Origin of the sequence: Kitasatospora sp. NBC_00070, assembly GCF_045041205.1 — a bacterium.
GTDB lineage: Bacteria > Actinomycetota > Actinomycetes > Streptomycetales > Streptomycetaceae > Kitasatospora.
In genome coordinates, this window is record NZ_CP108247.1 from 3,259,735 (window position 1) to 3,275,803 (window position 16,069).

General features: G+C 71.5%; 15 protein-coding genes. 8 read left to right on the forward strand and 7 right to left on the reverse strand.

All coding sequences use genetic code 11. The features are described 5' to 3' along the window. The first annotated feature begins 8 nt into the window (after positions 1-8). The 8 genes from OHV05_RS15010 to OHV05_RS15045 all read left to right on the forward strand — a co-directional run bounded on the left by OHV05_RS15010 (position 9) and on the right by OHV05_RS15045 (position 7,463). Positions 9-869, forward strand: a complete 861-nt coding sequence (locus OHV05_RS15010) for a thiopeptide-type bacteriocin biosynthesis protein (protein WP_405018105.1) — start codon at positions 9-11, stop codon at positions 867-869. Beyond that, entirely contained in the window at positions 866-1,972 is a 1,107-nt protein-coding gene (locus OHV05_RS15015) for a hypothetical protein (RefSeq protein WP_405018106.1), read from the forward strand. Before OHV05_RS15010 ends, OHV05_RS15015 begins: the two co-directional genes overlap by 4 nt. A 50-nt stretch (positions 1,973-2,022) precedes the next feature. Beyond that, positions 2,023-2,583, forward strand: a complete 561-nt coding sequence (locus OHV05_RS15020) for a response regulator transcription factor (RefSeq protein WP_405018107.1) — start codon at positions 2,023-2,025, stop codon at positions 2,581-2,583. Continuing rightward, the gene (locus OHV05_RS15025; RefSeq protein WP_405018108.1) at positions 2,580-3,116 is read left to right on the forward strand and encodes a hypothetical protein; all 537 of its coding nucleotides are present in this window, start codon (positions 2,580-2,582) and stop codon (positions 3,114-3,116) included. The genes OHV05_RS15020 and OHV05_RS15025 overlap by 4 nt, the downstream gene beginning before the upstream one ends. 169 nt (positions 3,117-3,285) lie before the next feature. Beyond that, positions 3,286-4,521 carry a hypothetical protein gene (locus OHV05_RS15030; RefSeq protein WP_405021471.1) on the forward strand — a complete coding sequence of 412 codons (1,236 nt, stop codon included), beginning with the start codon at positions 3,286-3,288 and terminating at the stop codon, positions 4,519-4,521. Next, complete coding sequence (locus tag OHV05_RS15035; RefSeq protein WP_405018109.1) at positions 4,518-5,417, forward strand: CPBP family intramembrane glutamic endopeptidase; 900 nt, start codon at positions 4,518-4,520, stop codon at positions 5,415-5,417. The genes OHV05_RS15030 and OHV05_RS15035 overlap by 4 nt, the downstream gene beginning before the upstream one ends. Then, a complete protein-coding gene (locus OHV05_RS15040; RefSeq protein ID WP_405018110.1) occupies positions 5,414-6,412 on the forward strand; it encodes a phosphotransferase family protein in 999 nt (332 codons plus the stop codon). The genes OHV05_RS15035 and OHV05_RS15040 overlap by 4 nt, the downstream gene beginning before the upstream one ends. A gap of 16 nt (positions 6,413-6,428) precedes the next feature. After that, a complete protein-coding gene (locus OHV05_RS15045; protein ID WP_405018111.1) occupies positions 6,429-7,463 on the forward strand; it encodes a hypothetical protein in 1,035 nt (344 codons plus the stop codon). Positions 7,464-7,512: 49 nt separating this feature from the next. On the opposite strand, the gene OHV05_RS15050 is transcribed toward OHV05_RS15045, so the two are convergent. The 7 genes from OHV05_RS15050 to OHV05_RS15080 all read right to left on the reverse strand — a co-directional run bounded on the left by OHV05_RS15050 (position 7,513) and on the right by OHV05_RS15080 (position 15,188). Then, positions 7,513-8,007, reverse strand: a complete 495-nt coding sequence (locus OHV05_RS15050; protein WP_405018112.1) for a hypothetical protein — start codon at positions 8,005-8,007, stop codon at positions 7,513-7,515. A 105-nt stretch (positions 8,008-8,112) separates the two neighbouring features. After that, positions 8,113-8,361 (reverse strand): hypothetical protein, encoded by a 249-nt coding sequence (locus OHV05_RS15055; RefSeq protein WP_405018113.1) that lies wholly within the window; start codon positions 8,359-8,361, stop codon positions 8,113-8,115. Positions 8,362-8,372: 11 nt separating this feature from the next. Beyond that, positions 8,373-9,398, reverse strand: a complete 1,026-nt coding sequence (locus OHV05_RS15060) for a DnaB-like helicase N-terminal domain-containing protein (protein ID WP_405018114.1) — start codon at positions 9,396-9,398, stop codon at positions 8,373-8,375. Continuing rightward, entirely contained in the window at positions 9,395-10,228 is an 834-nt protein-coding gene (locus OHV05_RS15065; protein ID WP_405018115.1) for a hypothetical protein, read from the reverse strand. Before OHV05_RS15065 ends, OHV05_RS15060 begins: the two co-directional genes overlap by 4 nt. Positions 10,229-10,340: 112 nt before the next feature. Further along, complete coding sequence (locus tag OHV05_RS15070; RefSeq protein ID WP_405018116.1) at positions 10,341-12,155, reverse strand: type IV secretory system conjugative DNA transfer family protein; 1,815 nt, start codon at positions 12,153-12,155, stop codon at positions 10,341-10,343. A 1-nt stretch (position 12,156) separates the two neighbouring features. After that, positions 12,157-13,401 (reverse strand): VirB4 family type IV secretion system protein, encoded by a 1,245-nt coding sequence (locus tag OHV05_RS15075; protein ID WP_405018117.1) that lies wholly within the window; start codon positions 13,399-13,401, stop codon positions 12,157-12,159. A 245-nt stretch (positions 13,402-13,646) separates the two neighbouring features. Continuing rightward, on the reverse strand, positions 13,647-15,188 hold the full coding sequence (locus OHV05_RS15080; RefSeq protein WP_405018118.1) for an SCO6880 family protein: 1,542 nt from the start codon (positions 15,186-15,188) through the stop codon (positions 13,647-13,649). Positions 15,189-16,069 lie beyond the last annotated feature (881 nt).

Sequence of the window (16,069 nt, forward strand, 5' to 3'; positions counted from 1 at the left end):
AAACCGACATGACCCGCACCGACACGACCCTGCCCGCGCTGGGGCAGGCACCGGCCGCCCCGCCCTGGCTCCAGCAGCACCTCCTGATCGCCGACCGGGCCGATGGGCACGCCGAGCAGTTCGCCGCCGCCCGCCTCGGACCGGGCATGGCCGCCCTGGAAGCGGCCGGGGTGATCACCGCCTGGCACTTCCTGCGCAAGGGCGACCGGTGGCGCCTGCGCTACCAACCCCCCTCCGACCGGCACGCCGAGGCGGCGACCGCCGCCGTCACCACCCTGCTCCGGGCCGGACTGGCCGCCCGCGCACTGACCGGGTGGCGGCCGGTGATCTACGAGCCGGAGACCCACGCCTTCGGCGGCCCCGACGGCATGGAGGTCGCCCACCGGCACTTCCACACCGACAGCCACCACACCCTCACCTACCTCCGCGCCGTCCACGACCGCGAACGCGACGACCAGCGGCGGGAGTTGGCTCTCCTGCTCGCCACCGCACTGATGCGCGGAGCCGGACTGGACTGGTACGAGCAGGGCGACGTCTGGGCGACCGTCGCCGACCACCGCACCCCCGCCGTGGTGCCCACCGCCGCCCTGCGGGCCTCCGCCCGGCGCCTCATCAGCGTCGACTCCAGCCCCGGCTCCCGGCTGATATCGGGCCAACTCGCCCACGCCGCAACCTGGTTCGCCGACCACACGGCCGCCGGTGAGGGGCTCGCGGCCCTGGCCCTCGACGGCCGGCTGACGCGCGGACTGCGCGCGGTCACCTGCCACGTGTTGCTGTTCCACTTCAACCGGCTCGGCCTCAGCACGAACGAGCAGGCCCTGCTCGCCACCGCTGCCGCCGACACCATCCTCACCACGGAGGACCGGTGACCACCACCGGCCCGCTCGCTGACGCGATCCGCCGCTTCCCCCTGGTCCCGCGCAAGCGTGCCCGCGCCCTGCCTCTCGCGACGCGGGTCCGCGCGCTGGCCGACCTCGCCCACGAGGCCGACCGGAACAACGACCTGCACGCCGCCTCCGCCGTCCACAACCGCGCCGCCCTGCTGGCCACCGACACCGGCCAGATCGCCGAGGCCCGCCAGCTGTGCCACGACCACGCCGCGCTCTACATCGCTGCTCGCCCGCTGGCCATGCCGCATGCCACCGTCGTGCTGGAGCCGCTGGTCAACCTCGCCCACCTCAAGATCAGGTGCGACGAGCCCGACGCCGCCTTCGAGCTCCTCACCACCCTCGCCGACGCGGTCACCTCGCGCACCGACACCGTCCTGGACGGCTACCCGGTGGCACTCGCCACCCTCACCGCCACCGAGCTCGACCACCTGGAGTGCGTCGAGTGGATCGACAGCGTCCGCCTCTACGACGGCGCCCGCGCACTGGTCCGGGCGGGCCGCTGGTCGGATGCTCACGCCCATCTGCGCCACGGTGACGGGATCGCCCGTCGCCTCCACGACGGGCGCCAGGTCGCGGTCATCGCCTCCGCCACCGGCGGCCGGCCCTCGGCCGCCCTGGACCTGCTCGCCAGGACCCCGCACGAACAACCCTGGGAACACGCCGTCGGCGCGGCCCTGACCGTGCTGTGCCACCTGGCCGCAGGCCACCCCGTCGCCGCGGGGGAGGCGATGCTGGAGCACTTCGAGCGGACCAACCGGGCGCAGGACCCGCTGACGGACACCCGCCTCGGCCTGGCCGTCACCGACCTCGCCGCCGCCACCGGTGACCACAAGCTCACCGACCGGGCCGCCCGCCTCACCGCCGAGCGCGCCACGCAGGACACGGACGCCTACACCGCCCGCGAGATCCTGCGCCACCCGCCGGTCCTCGCGCACCTGAGCCAGCTCCACCGTCACTCACTGACCGAGACGGTCGAGCAGGCCGGACTCGGCCGCCACGGGCTGACCGGCGAACAACGCCGCCAGGTCACCGCAGCCCTGCGCCGCGCCACCGGCGTGATCATCCGCAACCTCCCCCGCTGACTCACCCCCTCCTTCTCCCCTTCTTCAATACCCGCCTTCCGGAGACCCCGATGACCACCGACCCGCGCACCCACGCCCACGCCATGACCGGCAGCCCGGCAGGTCCCGACGACCCCGGACTCCGAGCGGCGGCAGCCGGGTTGACGCCGGACGAGGCCGAGGTGCTGCGGCTGCTGGCGGGAGCCCTCACCGACAAGGAGGTGGCCAGGCACCTGACGATGACGCAGACGCAGGTGTCCGCCCACGCGCTGGCCGCCACGCGGCGCATGGGCGCCCCGGACCGGACCACCGCGATCCTGCGCGCGATCCACCTCGGGGCGATCCCGGCCGACGCGCTCCCGCCCGTCCGAGCGGACGGCCAGCACCTGACCCGCCGCCAGAGGGACGTGCTCACCCTGATGGCAGCCGGGCTCACCTACCCGCAGATCGGCACCCGCCTGGGCCTCGCCGAAGGGACCGTCAGCGGCTACGCCAGATCGGCCATCTGGTGCGTGGGCGCGAGCACCCGACACGAGGGTCTCCTGCTGGCGGTCCGAAGCGGACTGGTGACGACGGCCGAAGCCTGGCCGCCCGGGACGCTGCCCAGCCCGACCCGGGAGGCAGCGGCGTGACCTGGCCGATAGAACTCGACCTTCCGGCACGGATGGTCATCCCCGGAATCGCCGCCTTCGCCCGCGCGGACCGCCCCGACACGCCGCTGCCAGGCGACGGCAACGAGTGGACCACCGGCCGGTGCTGGCTGTACTGCGCACGCGAGCACGTCCCGGTGCTGTGGATCGGGCCGGTCACCGTCGCCTCCGCCACGGCACCGATGTTCGCCTGCGCGTCCTGCATCAGCCGCCTCAGCGACCTGCTCTGGGACGACCTGCTGGTCGGCAGTGCCCGCCCCATGCCCGCCGCCCCGACCACGCCCGCCCTCGCGGAGGTGACCCTGTTCCACCGGGCCCCGGCCCTGGGTCCGGCCCCGCCCGCTCGCGCCCGGACCAGCCACCGGCGGCCCCGCAGGCGCACCGAACTGCTGGCAGCCACCCTGCCCGGCTGGCTCTCCCGGCTGAGCCGACGCAACCCGACCCAGCCCCCGCCCTGCCCGCCTCCGTGCACCTCCCGGGCCGTCACCGGCCCTGCTGAGAAGAGGAGTTCATGATCGAGGAGATGGGCGCGCACAGCCGCCAGCAGGCTGTCGCCCACGCGGCCGTGGATGCGCTCACGCACTGGCCGAACCCGACCGGCGGGCAGCACGGCGGTGGTCAGCGGTGAGTGCCGAACTGCCGAAGAGGCCAGAGCAGCAGCGGCATCGGCTGGTGCCCGGGGCGATGCTGAGCACCCCGGTCCGGGCTGCGATGGAGAAGGTGCCCCGGCACCTGTTCGTCCCGGTCCGCTCCGCGCGAGCCGCCTACGAGCCGCACCCGATCGTGGTGGCCAAGGACCCCTGCGGCGTGGTGTGCTCGACCACCCCGCCCGGGGTGCAGGCCCAGCTGGCGGAACTGGCGGCCATCGAGCCGGGCCAGCGGATACTGCTGGCCGGCGCCGCACCCGGAATCACCGCAGCCGTGCTGGACACCCTGGCCGGTCCACGTGGGCAGGTCGTCGCCGTCGAGCGGGACGAGGAGCTGGCCGGGCGCACGCGCCTGCTGCTGGCCGCAGCCGGTCACAGCCGAGTACGTGTCCTCTACGCCGACGCGACCGGGCAACTTCCCTTTGGTGAATCCGAGTTCGACAGGATCGTGGCCGCCGGGAGCCTCCCGGGTATCCCACCGGCTTGGTGGGGCCTGCTTCGGCCGGGCGGCCGGCTCGCGATGCCACTGCGCTGGCACGGCCACACCCGCCTGATCGGCCTCACCCACGAAGGCAGCCGGATGACTGCCGACGTCTGGCTGCCCGGTGACGCCCCGCCGCTGGCCTGGCCGTCGGCTCCGAACGGCGGCGCAGACCAGCAGGCGCGGGCCAGCACCGACGGCGAGGTACTGCTGTACCTCGCTCCCGAGCAGCTCGCCGAAGCCGCTGCGGTGCAGGGGGCGGTAGCCGCTTGGGAAGATCCGCTCTGGTCCGGAGTGACTGTTCCCGTCGGGCAGCCCCTCGATGACCTGGCCATCTTCCTGGCTGCTGACGGGGCAGCGGTCGGCCGCCTGCGCGCCACCTACGACCACCGCCGCCCGGTACCGGCCACCGGGCGCAGCAGTCCGGCCCTGGTGGACGGGCGCCGCCTGGCGTACCTGACCCGCCGCCTCCACCACGATGGCCGGCTGGGCGTGCCGTGCTGGGAGCTCGGCGCAGTGGGCCACGGTCCGGGCGGCTCCGAACTTGCCCGGGACTTGCTCTCGTTGGCGGCGTCCTGGGCTCGGACGCCGGGCCACCGCCCAAGCCTTCACCTCTATCCCGACCGCATCCCCGACCGAATTCCCGGGGACGGGACCGCGGTCTCCTTGACCGCATCGGGGCTGCTCATCACACCCCACCGCACGGCCACACCGCCTGGGCCCGGCTTCGAACCGACGCCCCCGCTGTCTGCCCATCACATCGAGAACCAGGAACCGAGGAAGCAGAGTTGAGTACCGTCGCCTCCCACCCCGTCACCGGCAACCCGCCGCCGGCCGCCCCCGGTCGAGCCAGTGGCCGGCACCTGGCCGGACTGCTCCTGGTGGCACTCGGACCGACTGCGGTGTCCGTCGCCCTGGACGCGCTCTCCCGCGCAGGCCACCCCGTCCCCGGCGAGCGGGTGGCCGACGTTGTCCTGCGGCTGATCAGCATCTTCGCCGCCACGGTGTGGCTGGTCCTCCTCACCAGGCCCTCCGCCTGGTGGCGTTCCCTCCTGCTCACCGCGCTCAGCTCCACCGCGCTGATAGCCGAGGCCGCCTTGCTCACGCACCCCGGCGCGCGGCCGGTGGCGGTGGCCGGCGTCACCGGCCTGGTCGCCTGGCTCGCCCTCGTGCTCGTCAGCCGGACCGGCCTGACGCCCCGGCAGCTCCTGGAACGCCCCACACCTGGAATCTCCGAGTCGCGCCAACTCGTCACCGTCGCCCTGACCGTTGCGATCGCCGTGGTCACCTGCCTGGTCGTGCAGGCGCAGATGACCGCGATCACGGACGACCCGGCAGGGATCTACGCCACCGCCCAAGCCAAGGCCGTCGGGATCACCGGCCCACTCACCTCCGTGATCGCCGTGCTCTGGAGCGTCGTTGCCGAGGAGCTGCTCCTGGTCGGCGCCGTCACCGTGCTGGCCGACCGGGCCGGATGGGCAGTCGGCTGGATCTACCTGCTGTCCGTGGGAACGCGGGTCGCCCTGCACGGGTACCTCGGCTGGGCGGCGCTGCCCACCGCACTGCTCGGGGTCGTCTTCCTCCTGCTGTACCGACGTACCGGCCTGCTGCTGCTCCTGATCGGCGTGCACGCGGCAGCAGACCTGCGCTTCGACATCGCCCACCTCCTGGACGGGCTGACGCGATGACTGGTCAGCACAAGACCCAGAGCACCGCTCCTGATTCGGCTCGTATGACGCCTGCGGCGCGTACCGCTTTGGAGGACGCCAGCGCCTCGCAGGGGTTCGACACCCGCGGGGCCAGCCTGTTGCAGCACAACCACAACTGGGTGGTGCGCCTCCCGCATGCGGCCACATGGGGTTCGGTGATCGCCAAGGTTCACCAGGCCGGGGCCGGGCGGGACGCGGTGACCCGGCAGGTGCTCATCACCGAGTGGCTGCACGAGGGCGGCATCCTTACCGCCCGCCCGGCCGGTACCCGCCGGCCCATCCAGGTGGGAGCGCATCTGGTCACGTTCACTCGCGACCTCGGTGACGGCGGCCCCGTGACTTCGGGAGACCTGGGCCGCTTGCTTTCCCAGTTGCACGCTCTCCCCGTGCCTCGCCATCTGGGCCTGTCCCGCCTCGACCCGGCAGCCAGCCTGCTGGCCAGAATCGAGAAGCTGCCCGGCAACGTCCTCGACCCGGCCGACCGGCACTGGCTGACCCACCGCGTCCAGGAAGCGGGCGAGCTGTTCAGGACCGCCGATTGGGTGGGCGAGACCGTCGTCCTCCACGGGGATCTCGCCACCCAGAACACCATCCGTACCTTGGACGGGCCCGCTCTGATCGACTTCGAGTATGTAGCCACCGGTCCGGCGCTCTACGACGCGGCCTTCCTGGCCTGGTCCCGTGACGGATTCGGAGGCGGCCCCAGGCGCTACGACCGGTTCTGCGCCACGTACGGAACCGACGTCACCACCGTGCACGGTGGGAGGCCGTACGCGCAGGTGCTGGCACCGCTTCGGGCCGCCGTCGGCGTCGTCATCGCCCTGGAAGCCTCCCTCCGCGCCCCCAACTGGGCCAAGGAGGCGGCCTACCGGCTGACGTGCCTCCGAAACCAGGGCGATCCCCGGTTCGCCTACCCGTGGCGCTGGTCATCGGCCACCGACTACACGAAGCCCACCGCCCCCGTACCGGCCTGACCATCACGGAGAAGTCATGCGCTTTCGTTTCGGCACCTACAACCTGTTCAACCTCGGACAGTTGACAACCCACGAGGAGCGAGACCGCTACGACCTTCTCGTACAGGTGATTCGCGGCCTCGACACGGATGTCCTCGCCGTCCAGGAGATCATCGGCAGTGACCCGGCCGAAGCCGCCACCGTCCTGCGCCGCCTCGCTGACGACACCGGCATGTCCTGCGAGGCGAGCCGGGCACCCGGCGTGGCACCCGAGGCCGCGATGGCCAGCAGCCAGCACCGGTTCCACGTCGGCCTGCTCTGGCGGCCCGGCGTCGAGCCTGTGCCTGGCAGCCTCTGGACCTGCGGCGGAGGGGTGGATTTTTGGCATGCCATGACCACCGTCGTTTTCGACATCGGCGCCGGACGGTTCATCAAGTTCGGGTCGTACCACGCGGACCCGTTCCGGCCGTCGCAGCGGCTGAGCGAGGCGTACCGGGTGCTGTCGGCGTTCCAGGACGGTTCGATCCCCGGCGGTGTGGGAGCTGACTGGAACGAGATCGGGGCCGACCGCAGGCCGACCGGCGCGTACTTCGACCCGGATACCCTGCCGGGACAGACCCACCGAAAGGTCCGCTACCAGGCCCGCTTCGACCCGGCCGACCCGGCCGCCCCAGCGGTTTCCGACCGGTCCGCGACCACCCTCCTGCTCCAGCAGCCGGGCGGCCTCGTGGACACAGCAGCCGTCGCCGACGTGCCGTGGCTGCCCACCACAGGCCACTGGCTGACCGGCGGCCAGCGCGCCGAAAGCTTCGGCCCACGCCGCATCGACACCCTGCGCGTCACCGCCGACCTGGCCCCCGCCGTCCGGGCCCACACCACCCACGGCGGGCCCATCACCACCAAGCTGGCGGGAGTTGTCTTCCAGCACCTGGCTGACGGCCACGGCTCGATCGCCGCGAAGGCGGCGGCGGTGCTCTCCAGGCACCTGGCCACCGGCGCCCAGTCGGCCGCCGAGCGAGCCAGCGACCACATGCCCGTCACCACCGATCTCGACCTCACGACCATGAAGTGAGTCCGCGCTGCCCCGCCTGGCCGGGCCGAGACGGCGCCGCTGTCCCGGATCAAACCTCGCTGGGCAGCGTCAGGTACTCGCCGGTGGGCCGGGACGCCCCTGCTCGGATGTGTGCCAGGCCGTTGACGAAGATCACCGCACCGTTGTGGAACCTGACCGCGAGGCCGTACTCGATCGCCGACGCTGCCTGCCGGTCCGAGTACGCCTCCACGGACGCGATCTCCTCGCACCCCGCCGCGGCGATCCCCGCAGCCAACGCCTGCTCCACCGCCGCCGTGCGCAGCGGCACGGCGATCAGCTCGGGCATCTCCCGGCTCTTTGGGGCCGCTCCGGTGACTGGTGCCGCTTCGTCGTTGCCGTAGACGTCGCCCGGTGTCGACACTGCGGTGACCTGCCACCAGAGCTGTGCACCGGAGGCCAGCCGCATGGCTACGCCCAGCGGGTGGCCGGTGTGCCCGACCTTGGCGAGCGTGGCCGCCTGCTCGACGCCGGGAAGACCGGCCGCGACGTCCACCAGCAGGATCTCGAACCGCTTCGGGCGCACTCGGCATCTCCTCGTCTCACCAGACGGCAGTGCGTCGCCTGGTGCGCCCCCAAGGTACCGGTGCACCTCGCAGTCGCTTGGAGGACCCGCCCCGCTCTGGTTCTCCTAATCCGCCACCGCTTGCCGGACAGCTTGATCAGCGAGGCGCATGGTCTCGGCCATCTGGTCGAGCTTGGCCGCGACGTCCGCCCTGGTCACTTCCCACCAGCCGGCCCGGTCGTACATCCACCAGGATTCCCGGTACCTGGTGAAGTCGCGGATCGTCTCGCTCATGTACCAAGCGGTGCCGTCCGCGAAGGCAGCGTCCATGGCAGCGTGGCTGAGGTCGGCCAACATGCTCGGGTCATTGGTCACCTTGCTCTCCCTCACGGCCGGATGGTCGGCTGGATGGTGGGGGCTGGCTGCGCCGGTGGCGGTTGCAAGAGCGGCGCCGACTCGACCTGGGGGGCCGGCGTGGTCGCCCTTGTGTCCAGACTCGGCTTGGGCTCCGAACCGAGGCTGCGGGAGGTCACGTCGATACTGCCGAAGTCGCTCGCGAGCTGCGCCCGGATGTCCTCGGCCATGATCTCCCCGCCGAGTTCGACGGCGACACCGACGACGACGGCTGTGGTGGCGAGTCGGGCGAGGTAGTCGGGGCGCTCTTCGACGCTCACCTCGACCTTGACCTCGTAGCGCTCCGGGTCCTGCCGGTACACCTCCCACTCGACGGTCAGCAGGTCGACCGGCTCACCGCGCTCGGCGACGACGACGATCGCCTCGTAGACCTCTCTGCGGGCCCCTGCCTCGAATGCCTCAGGGTAGAGCCAGGCGCTCACTTCCCGGACGTGATCGGGGTGTTGAAGGAGATCGGCGAGCACGGTGTCCTGACGGTCAAGCCGGACGTCGGCCCGCACCTCCTGTCCGCTCGTCGGCCGTGCCCGCGGCTCGTACGGCTCGGGGGCAGGCTCGTTGAACTTGGCGGACGGCAGAGTTTGTTCGGCCCGCTGTGCCAGACGGTCGAGCAACGGATCGGGCCCACGCCTGCCTGTGGTGGTCGTCCGGAGCCGGTCGACGTCAAGTGCGAGGTCCCGTCGGACGGCGGCTTCTTGGACGAGTCGGGCGTAGCTGGCGATGTAGCGGGGCTGCGGCGCAGCGTCGGCAAGCCGTCGGAGGTAGTCGGCACCGACGCCCCGGACGGCTGCCTTCTGGGTGATCAGGTCCGGCATCCGGGCGGCGGGTGTGGTCGGGTGGCTGGTTCGCGACTCGATCAGGGCGGTCATCAGGGCGCGGTTGGTGGGGTGGGCCATCCGGTCCGGGGTCAAGTAGGCGATCTGGTCGAGCCGTTGGGGCTCGCGCAGTGCGGCACCGATCACGGCCTGCTCGGCACGGAGCGCGAGATCGGGGTTGGTCATCTGTTCGTCCTCGACTTCGATCCGGTGGTGGCTTCCCTGTATCGGCGGGCGGCGTCATCGGCGGCGGCCATCCGGGCAGCTGCCTCTTCGAGTCTCTCCAGGAGGTCCTCGTTGGCGACGCGCAGCCAGTCGCCGCCTATTTCGACAGCCCACCAGGCATCGGCGAACTTCACGTACTCGGGGATGCCGGGGCTGATCGGCGTGGCGAGGCCGCGGGTGCGCGCGTCGTCCATCTGGGCGGCGGTGAGACGGTCGGGGCTACCGGCTTCGGCAGTGTCTGCATGGGCGGCCAGCAGTCGGCTGGGAATCCCGGCCCAAGCGTCGGCTTCGGTCCAGCGTTTCTGGAGTTCGGGGGATTCAGCGGCCCGAACTTCCGCTCTGCGGTGCCCGGTTCGGCAGGCCGTGGCATAGACACCGGTCGCGTTCGCCACCACCGCGCGCAGTTCGGCATGCCAATAGCGGGCGGCTTGGCCCACCTGCTGGTCGGGGGCGGCTCCGTAGATCTCCTCGCGCCAGACCTTGAGTGCCCACAGCTCCTCGATCAGCCCGGGGTGCTCCGCCCAGCACTGGGGCAACCTCGATTCCACGGCCAGTTCGTAGCGGTCGTGGAGCCAGATCACCCAGTCGCAGAGAGCGGCCCAGGCTGCGACGCGCTCGGGGCCGGTCATGGTGTGCCACTCGACCAGCTGGGTCCGAGGGTTCGCCACGGCGATGGTTGATCCTGTGTCGGCAGCTGGTGGGCTGTCAGCGCGGCGCTGTCGGAGGGGTCGAATCCGGGCGTGCGGGCGATGCTTGACTCGGCCGATCGGCGTGATCGCGTGCTCGGTCATCTCTGGTCCTGGAGCTGGGCGGGCAGGGTGCGGGTGGCTTCGGGGCAGTCCGGGCACAGGTCGGCGTCCGTGTGCGGCTCGGCGTGGTGCTCGCTCCATGCGGGTCGCGGGGTCACGCGGCCACCACCTCGGCTGGGTCGAGTTCGCCCGCGCGGTAGCGCCGGGACCACTCGATGCTCTCTTCGTATGCCTTGTGGTCGGGGCCTTCGTAGTGGCGCTGCATACGGATCTTGGTGATGGGGGTGGTGGCGTGGATGACCAGAGCTTCGCGCTTCTCCTCGTCCAGGGTGCGGATCTCGTCCGGCGTGACGGTCTTGCGGTCCTGGAGAGTGGTCTGCATCGTGGTGCCGTGGCTGCCGCTCTGGTAGGTCGTCAGGGACTCGCGGTAGATGCCGGCCAACTTGCTGAACTCTTCGAGTTCGTCGCCGCCCAGGCCACCGAGGGCGACCTTGACGGTGGAGCTGCCCCAGAGCATTTCCGCCCCGTCGCGCCCCCAGACCTTGCGGGCCTGGGCCATGTTCTGGAGCACGGCGACGACGTAGATTCCCGAACCGCCCGCGAAGCTCATCAGGTCGGGCAGGTTGGGCAACGGCGAAACGTTGGCGACCTCGTCCAGCAGGGCGCCCAGTGGGGGGTCGAGTCGGCCGCCGGGTGAACGGTCGGCGAGGCGCTTGGCGGTGGCGAACACCTCGGAGACGAAGGCGGAGATCAGCGGGGCGAGCGCGGTGGCCTCCTCCTTGTCCACCAGCAGGTAGATGGTGCCGTTGCTCCGCAGCCAGTGCTCGATGTCGATGCCGTTGCCGGCCTTGGGGACGAAGGTGGCGCGGGCCCGGGGCGAGAAGAGGGGTGTCAGCGCGGTCTGCACCGTGCTGAACAGATTCGCACGGGTCTCACCGGGTTGCCGGTACAGGGCGTCCAGCATCTCGGCGACACCGGGCTCGGCACGGTGGGATTCGGCGAGCAGCCGGATCGGCTCCTCGACCTGGGGGTTGAACGCCCAGCGGAGCACGTCCTCCATACTGCGGCCGGTGATCTCTGCGGCGTGCAGCCACGCGGCCAGCAGGGATGTCGCGGTGGCGCCGAAGAACCCCGCGCCGCTGGAGTCGGAGGTCTCGCTCTTACCGATCTTGACCATCAGGTCCGAGCGTTTCATCGCCTTGCCGAAATCGGCGCAGCCGCTGGCGGGCGACCACTGCACCTGGTCCGGCCACTCGACCATGCCGGTCGGCGCCATTGCCAGGGTCGGGCCGATGCGGCGCCGGATCAGCGCGGTCGCGTCGAGCACGTCGCCGCGGACGCTGGTGACCAGCATCGGGCCCTGCCACGCCTTGATCCAGGGGATGATCACCTGGCTGGTCTTGCCCTGTCGGGGGGCTGCGAGCATCAGCACGGAGTTCTCGATGCAGACCCACAGCAGCATCCCCGCCATGGTCCGGCCGAGTTGCACGGCGACGTCGTCGGCCTTGATCCGGTGCCCCTTGAGTGAGGGCCGGACGATCGGCCCACGGCGGACGACGGCTGCGGCCGACATCGCCTTTGCCAGCTGTGCCGGGGAGGCGTAGCCGCGCACCGAGCGGTTGCGGCGGAGGCGGCGGAGGGCGAAGGCACCCGCCGTGATCATCCCTAGGGTGACGATCACGGTGGCGATGGCGAAACCGAGCGGGCCGGGCAGGTCTGTCCTGGCCGGCTCGGGCCAGGCAAGCTTCGGGTCGTCCAGGTGCTGGGGGATCTGTTTGGCGACGGCGAAGGCGTCGCCAAACTGGACGTCGGGCCACGCGGCATGGGTGATCAGGCCGGCGACCTGGCCGGTGGCCCAGGTTCCGGCGGTGGCGGTGACGACCACGATGATGAGCGCGACGATCAGGTAGTCCGCCGGGCCGTCCAGCACTGGTCGCCGGGCGACGGTCGCGTTCGAGGCGGCGGCCATGTCAGATGGCCATTTTTTCGTTGGTGTAATACAGCTGGCGCTCGATCGGGCTGAGAATGGTCTGGACCACGTGGCTGGAGGTCCGGCCGATCTTCCAGATCGCGCGGCCGATCTGCTCCCCGCTCCAGGAGGCGATGTGTGCGCACTCCGTGTCGGTCAGGCCGATCGCGTCCCTCGTCATGGCCAGTGGCGCGGTGTCCTGGCGCAGGCAGATCCGCACGTCACAGGACGCGATGAGGTTCCGGGCGATGCTCACTTCCTCCGAGCCCGCAGCGCCGACGGCCTCGAAGTCGGCGAGCCTATGAGTCGACAGCACCTGGATGGTGCCCTGTGCACGGCTCAGTCGCAGGTCACTGTCGAGCTTGCGAATCATCGCCGGCACGCGCATCGCACGCCACAGCTCGTCGCGGACGACCAGGCGGACGGGGCCGCCGGGCTCGTCGATCGCGGCTTGTCCCCAGCTCGACACGCAGGCAAGGGTCATGGCTACGGTCTCGTCGCCACGGCCGTCGATCCGGGACAGGTCGACGGTCTGGATCGGCGCGTCGAAGTCCGGCCTCACGGTGGTCGGCCCGTCGAACAGGCCGCTGAGGGAACCACGGACCATATTGCCGAGCGCGTCGGCAGCCGGACGGATCATCTCCCGTAGCTCCGCCACGTCGGCGCCTCGGACGCGCAGGTCCTCGGCCATCTCGGGCAGCGGGTCGCGCAGCAGGGACCAGACCTGCGGGATCGTCGGGTCCACGAGTTGGCTGGCCCCGGTGGCCTGCCCGGAGGCGTGCTGGATCGCCAGAGAGAGAGCAGCCTCCTCGGTGGGCGTCAGGTTGCGGCCGAGCCGCATGACCAGCAGGGAGGACAGCAGGGTGATCCGCCGACGGTGGACCTCGTCCAGGCGCTCCCGCAGTTCCTCCGGGTCGGACGGCAGGTTGTTGCCGAGAGGGCCGGCGTCCAGTGGGTTCAGCCGGTTGCGGAGCCCCGGGCCCAGTTCGACCGGGTCGACGCCGAACGCCCGCGCGAGCGGGGCGTACTCGTTCTTGATGTCGCCCAGGATGAACGAGCGCACCCCATAGGCGGCGAGCCGGGTCACCAGGACCTTGACGGTCGCGGACTTGCCGGTGCCCGGTACGCCGGTCACCAGGAGATTGGGGTTGGTGATCAGCCCTCGGTGCAGCCATTCGATCGGGTGGCAGGCGAACGCGCCGCCAGTGAGGCAGTCAACTCCGATGTAGGCGCCAGCGGTGGGCATGGAGGCGCCGTAGAGCCAGGGGTACAGCCCTTGGACCTGGCCGGTGCTGCCTCTGAAAACCGGGACCTGCGGCATCCTGGGCGCGCGCCCGGCGAACGGGCGGGCGTAGCCGCGCCGGGGCGCGATCGGTTCCCGGCGTTGCTTCGGCGCCTTCTGCGTGGCGGTCTTCGGGACGACGGGGGCCGGGCGGCCGAGCACGTCGGCCAGGTCGAGTACGGGGAGGTCGGTGGTAGGTCGGCGGAACATCACGCCACCCGCTTCTTGGGCAGGCCCATGCCGACCGGCAGCGCTCCGAGGGCAAAGCCGATGTCCTGGGCCAGCCACATCCGCTGTAGTTCGATCCGGCCCTGGTTCGCGTCGGCCTCCAGGGCGGCGCAGGCGTCTTCGAGGTCGGACGGGTTGGTGACGGTGACGGTGCAGTAGGCGGTGTAGCGGACCAGGCCGTGGCCGGCGGCGCGCTCCTGGTCCTGGGCCTCGGCGTGGCGAAGGGCCTGCTTCTCGTGCTCGGGGATGATCTGGCCGGTCTTGTGCCGCATGCTGACGGCGACCTCGCGGGCGGTGCGCTCCTGCATGACCTCGCGCTCAGCGGCGCGGGGGCTGCGAGGTTCGATGTGCATGTTGAAGGTCCTGCGGTACTGGCCCTCCCCCAGCAAAGGGGCCAGCGCTGTACTGAACACCTTGTTCTTGGGCCAGTTGCGGACGGCGTAGGTGACAGAGAGGGCGCCGTCGTGCTCGTACCGGCCGCGCCAGCTCTCTGCGGCGGACGGGCCGGCCGCCACCGGGTCCACCCCGGCTTCGAAGGGGACCTCGTCCCCACGGAACATGGCTGCGGTGGCTGCCGCCCTTCGCTCGGCGAGCATTCGGCTGCTGTGCGGGTCGAAGGCGGTCCGAATGACCTCTGCGAGCTCGCGGGGGTTGAGCCAGCTCTCGACTTGGAGGTCCGCGGAGGCGATCGAGGACGTCAGGGCCCGCAGGTGGCGGACCAAGACGGTGGCGGCACCGGCGTTGCCGCCGCCAGCCGCCTTGATGGGGCCGGCGGCGCGGGCGGCATCCATGGTGATCGCGAGGTACGCCTCTCGCTGGCTGGTGGCCAGGGTGGCGGTGGAGAGCAGCGACTTGGTGATGTCGACTGCGACGGTCGGCGCCTCGTCCGCGACGTGGTCGGCGTGCCAGCGCTGAAGTGCGGCGCCCGATTCCGGAACGAGGCGCTGGAGTGCCTGAATCCGGATGATCGGGTTGCCCTCGGTGCACATCCCGTTGAGCAGTTCACCCCAGCTGGCCACGCGCTGGTCGCGCCGGTGTGAGTCGACCAGCCCGATACCGGGGAAGCGCACCCGGGCGACTGCGGTGAAGGTGCGGTCGAGCTGGTGGTGGACAACGGCGATCGGGTCGCCTCCACCGCCGTCGGCTTCGAGGATCGTCAGCGGGGCGAGGATGCCGGGCAGGTCCATCGTCGGCGCGGTTGGACCGGCCTTACGCGGTGCGAAGGCGCCTGAGAGGAAGCGGTTCTGGCCGCGGAAGCGGAGGATTTCGAAGGACACGAAGGCGACCGCCCATTCGTCAACGGTGCGGCCGACGATGCGGACGAACGCGAGAAGGAAGAGAACAACGGAGAGGGGCCAGGTCACGATGCCGGCCCGGACGTACGAGATGGCGAACGGCCAGATCGTCAGCAGGACAGCGCCGCCGAGCATCGCCGCCCGCTGGGTGGACAAGCCGAACAAGAAGGCGACCCGCTCCTGCTGCCACCCGAAGTACGTGCGAGTGGGGGCCGTGTCGGTACTCATGACCTGGCGCCTCCTTCGGGCTGGTCAGGGGAGGTGGGTGTGGTGCGCTGGTTCTCGGCCGGGTTGGCCTCGGAGCGTGGTGCACGGGGGCGGTCAGCTGGGGCTGGGGCTGGTGCGGACACGGGTGCCGCGTGCCCCTGGACCGCTGCTGCCTGCGGGCCAGGTGCTGGCCGGATGGCGTTGAGTGGGGCTGAGCCGGAAGTCGGCCGGGGCGTGGTTCCCGGGGTGGGGGCCTGGGCTGGCGTAGACGGCGCGTTGCCTGGGTTTCCGGTGGGGGCTGCCTGCGGCGGGGAGCTCGGTCCGGAGCCGCCCTGCGGTGCGGGGCCCGCCGGAGAGGCCATGGCCACCGCAGCGCTGGCGGGGACCGGGGGCATCTCGATCGTGGGCGGGTCACTGCGCGGAGTACCGGCAACCGGAAGATCCGGGGTGGCCTCCTGGAGCGCCTGCGGGTGGTCCGCCTGCTGACCGACAGGGTCCAGCGGTGGCTCCTGCTGGCCGGACCAATCCGGCTGCGGCTGGTCCGGCAGCAGTGCACCAGCGCTGGGCAGCTGCGCTCCCGCGCTGCGGTTGACGTACCCGGCCGGTTGCGCCGCGTACGGGTTCGCGCCCTGCGCACCCGCGTGGCCAGCCATCTTCTCCATGCCGCCGGCCAAGGAGTTGGCCGCCTGCTGAGCGAGTTGCACACCGGCAGCGGCAATCATGCCGATCGGTCCAGCAGCTGCACTGGCGCCGCCCGCCGCCGCCCCTGCACCGCCAGCGCCACCGGAAGCTGCTCCGCCGGCCGCGCCGCCGCCCTTACTGGCGAAGCTGCTCATCGTGCGGCTGGCGCTGTCCTGGCCGAAGGTATCCGGGGAGGGGCCGGACGCGGGACCGCCTGCTGT

Coding starts and splice junctions, on each gene's coding strand:
- OHV05_RS15065 (WP_405018115.1), bottom strand. CDS start 10,228: ATGACCGAGCACGCGATCACGCCGATCGGCCGAGTCAAGCATCGCCCG.
- OHV05_RS15060 (WP_405018114.1), bottom strand. CDS start 9,398: ATGACCAACCCCGATCTCGCGCTCCGTGCCGAGCAGGCCGTGATCGGT.
- OHV05_RS15075 (WP_405018117.1), bottom strand. CDS start 13,401: ATGCCCACCGCTGGCGCCTACATCGGAGTTGACTGCCTCACTGGCGGC.
- OHV05_RS15080 (WP_405018118.1), bottom strand. CDS start 15,188: ATGAGTACCGACACGGCCCCCACTCGCACGTACTTCGGGTGGCAGCAG.
- OHV05_RS15040 (WP_405018110.1), top strand. CDS start 5,414: ATGACTGGTCAGCACAAGACCCAGAGCACCGCTCCTGATTCGGCTCGT.
- OHV05_RS15030 (WP_405021471.1), top strand. CDS start 3,286: ATGCTGAGCACCCCGGTCCGGGCTGCGATGGAGAAGGTGCCCCGGCAC.
- OHV05_RS15020 (WP_405018107.1), top strand. CDS start 2,023: ATGACCACCGACCCGCGCACCCACGCCCACGCCATGACCGGCAGCCCG.
- OHV05_RS15045 (WP_405018111.1), top strand. CDS start 6,429: ATGCGCTTTCGTTTCGGCACCTACAACCTGTTCAACCTCGGACAGTTG.
- OHV05_RS15010 (WP_405018105.1), top strand. CDS start 9: ATGACCCGCACCGACACGACCCTGCCCGCGCTGGGGCAGGCACCGGCC.
- OHV05_RS15070 (WP_405018116.1), bottom strand. CDS start 12,155: ATGGCCGCCGCCTCGAACGCGACCGTCGCCCGGCGACCAGTGCTGGAC.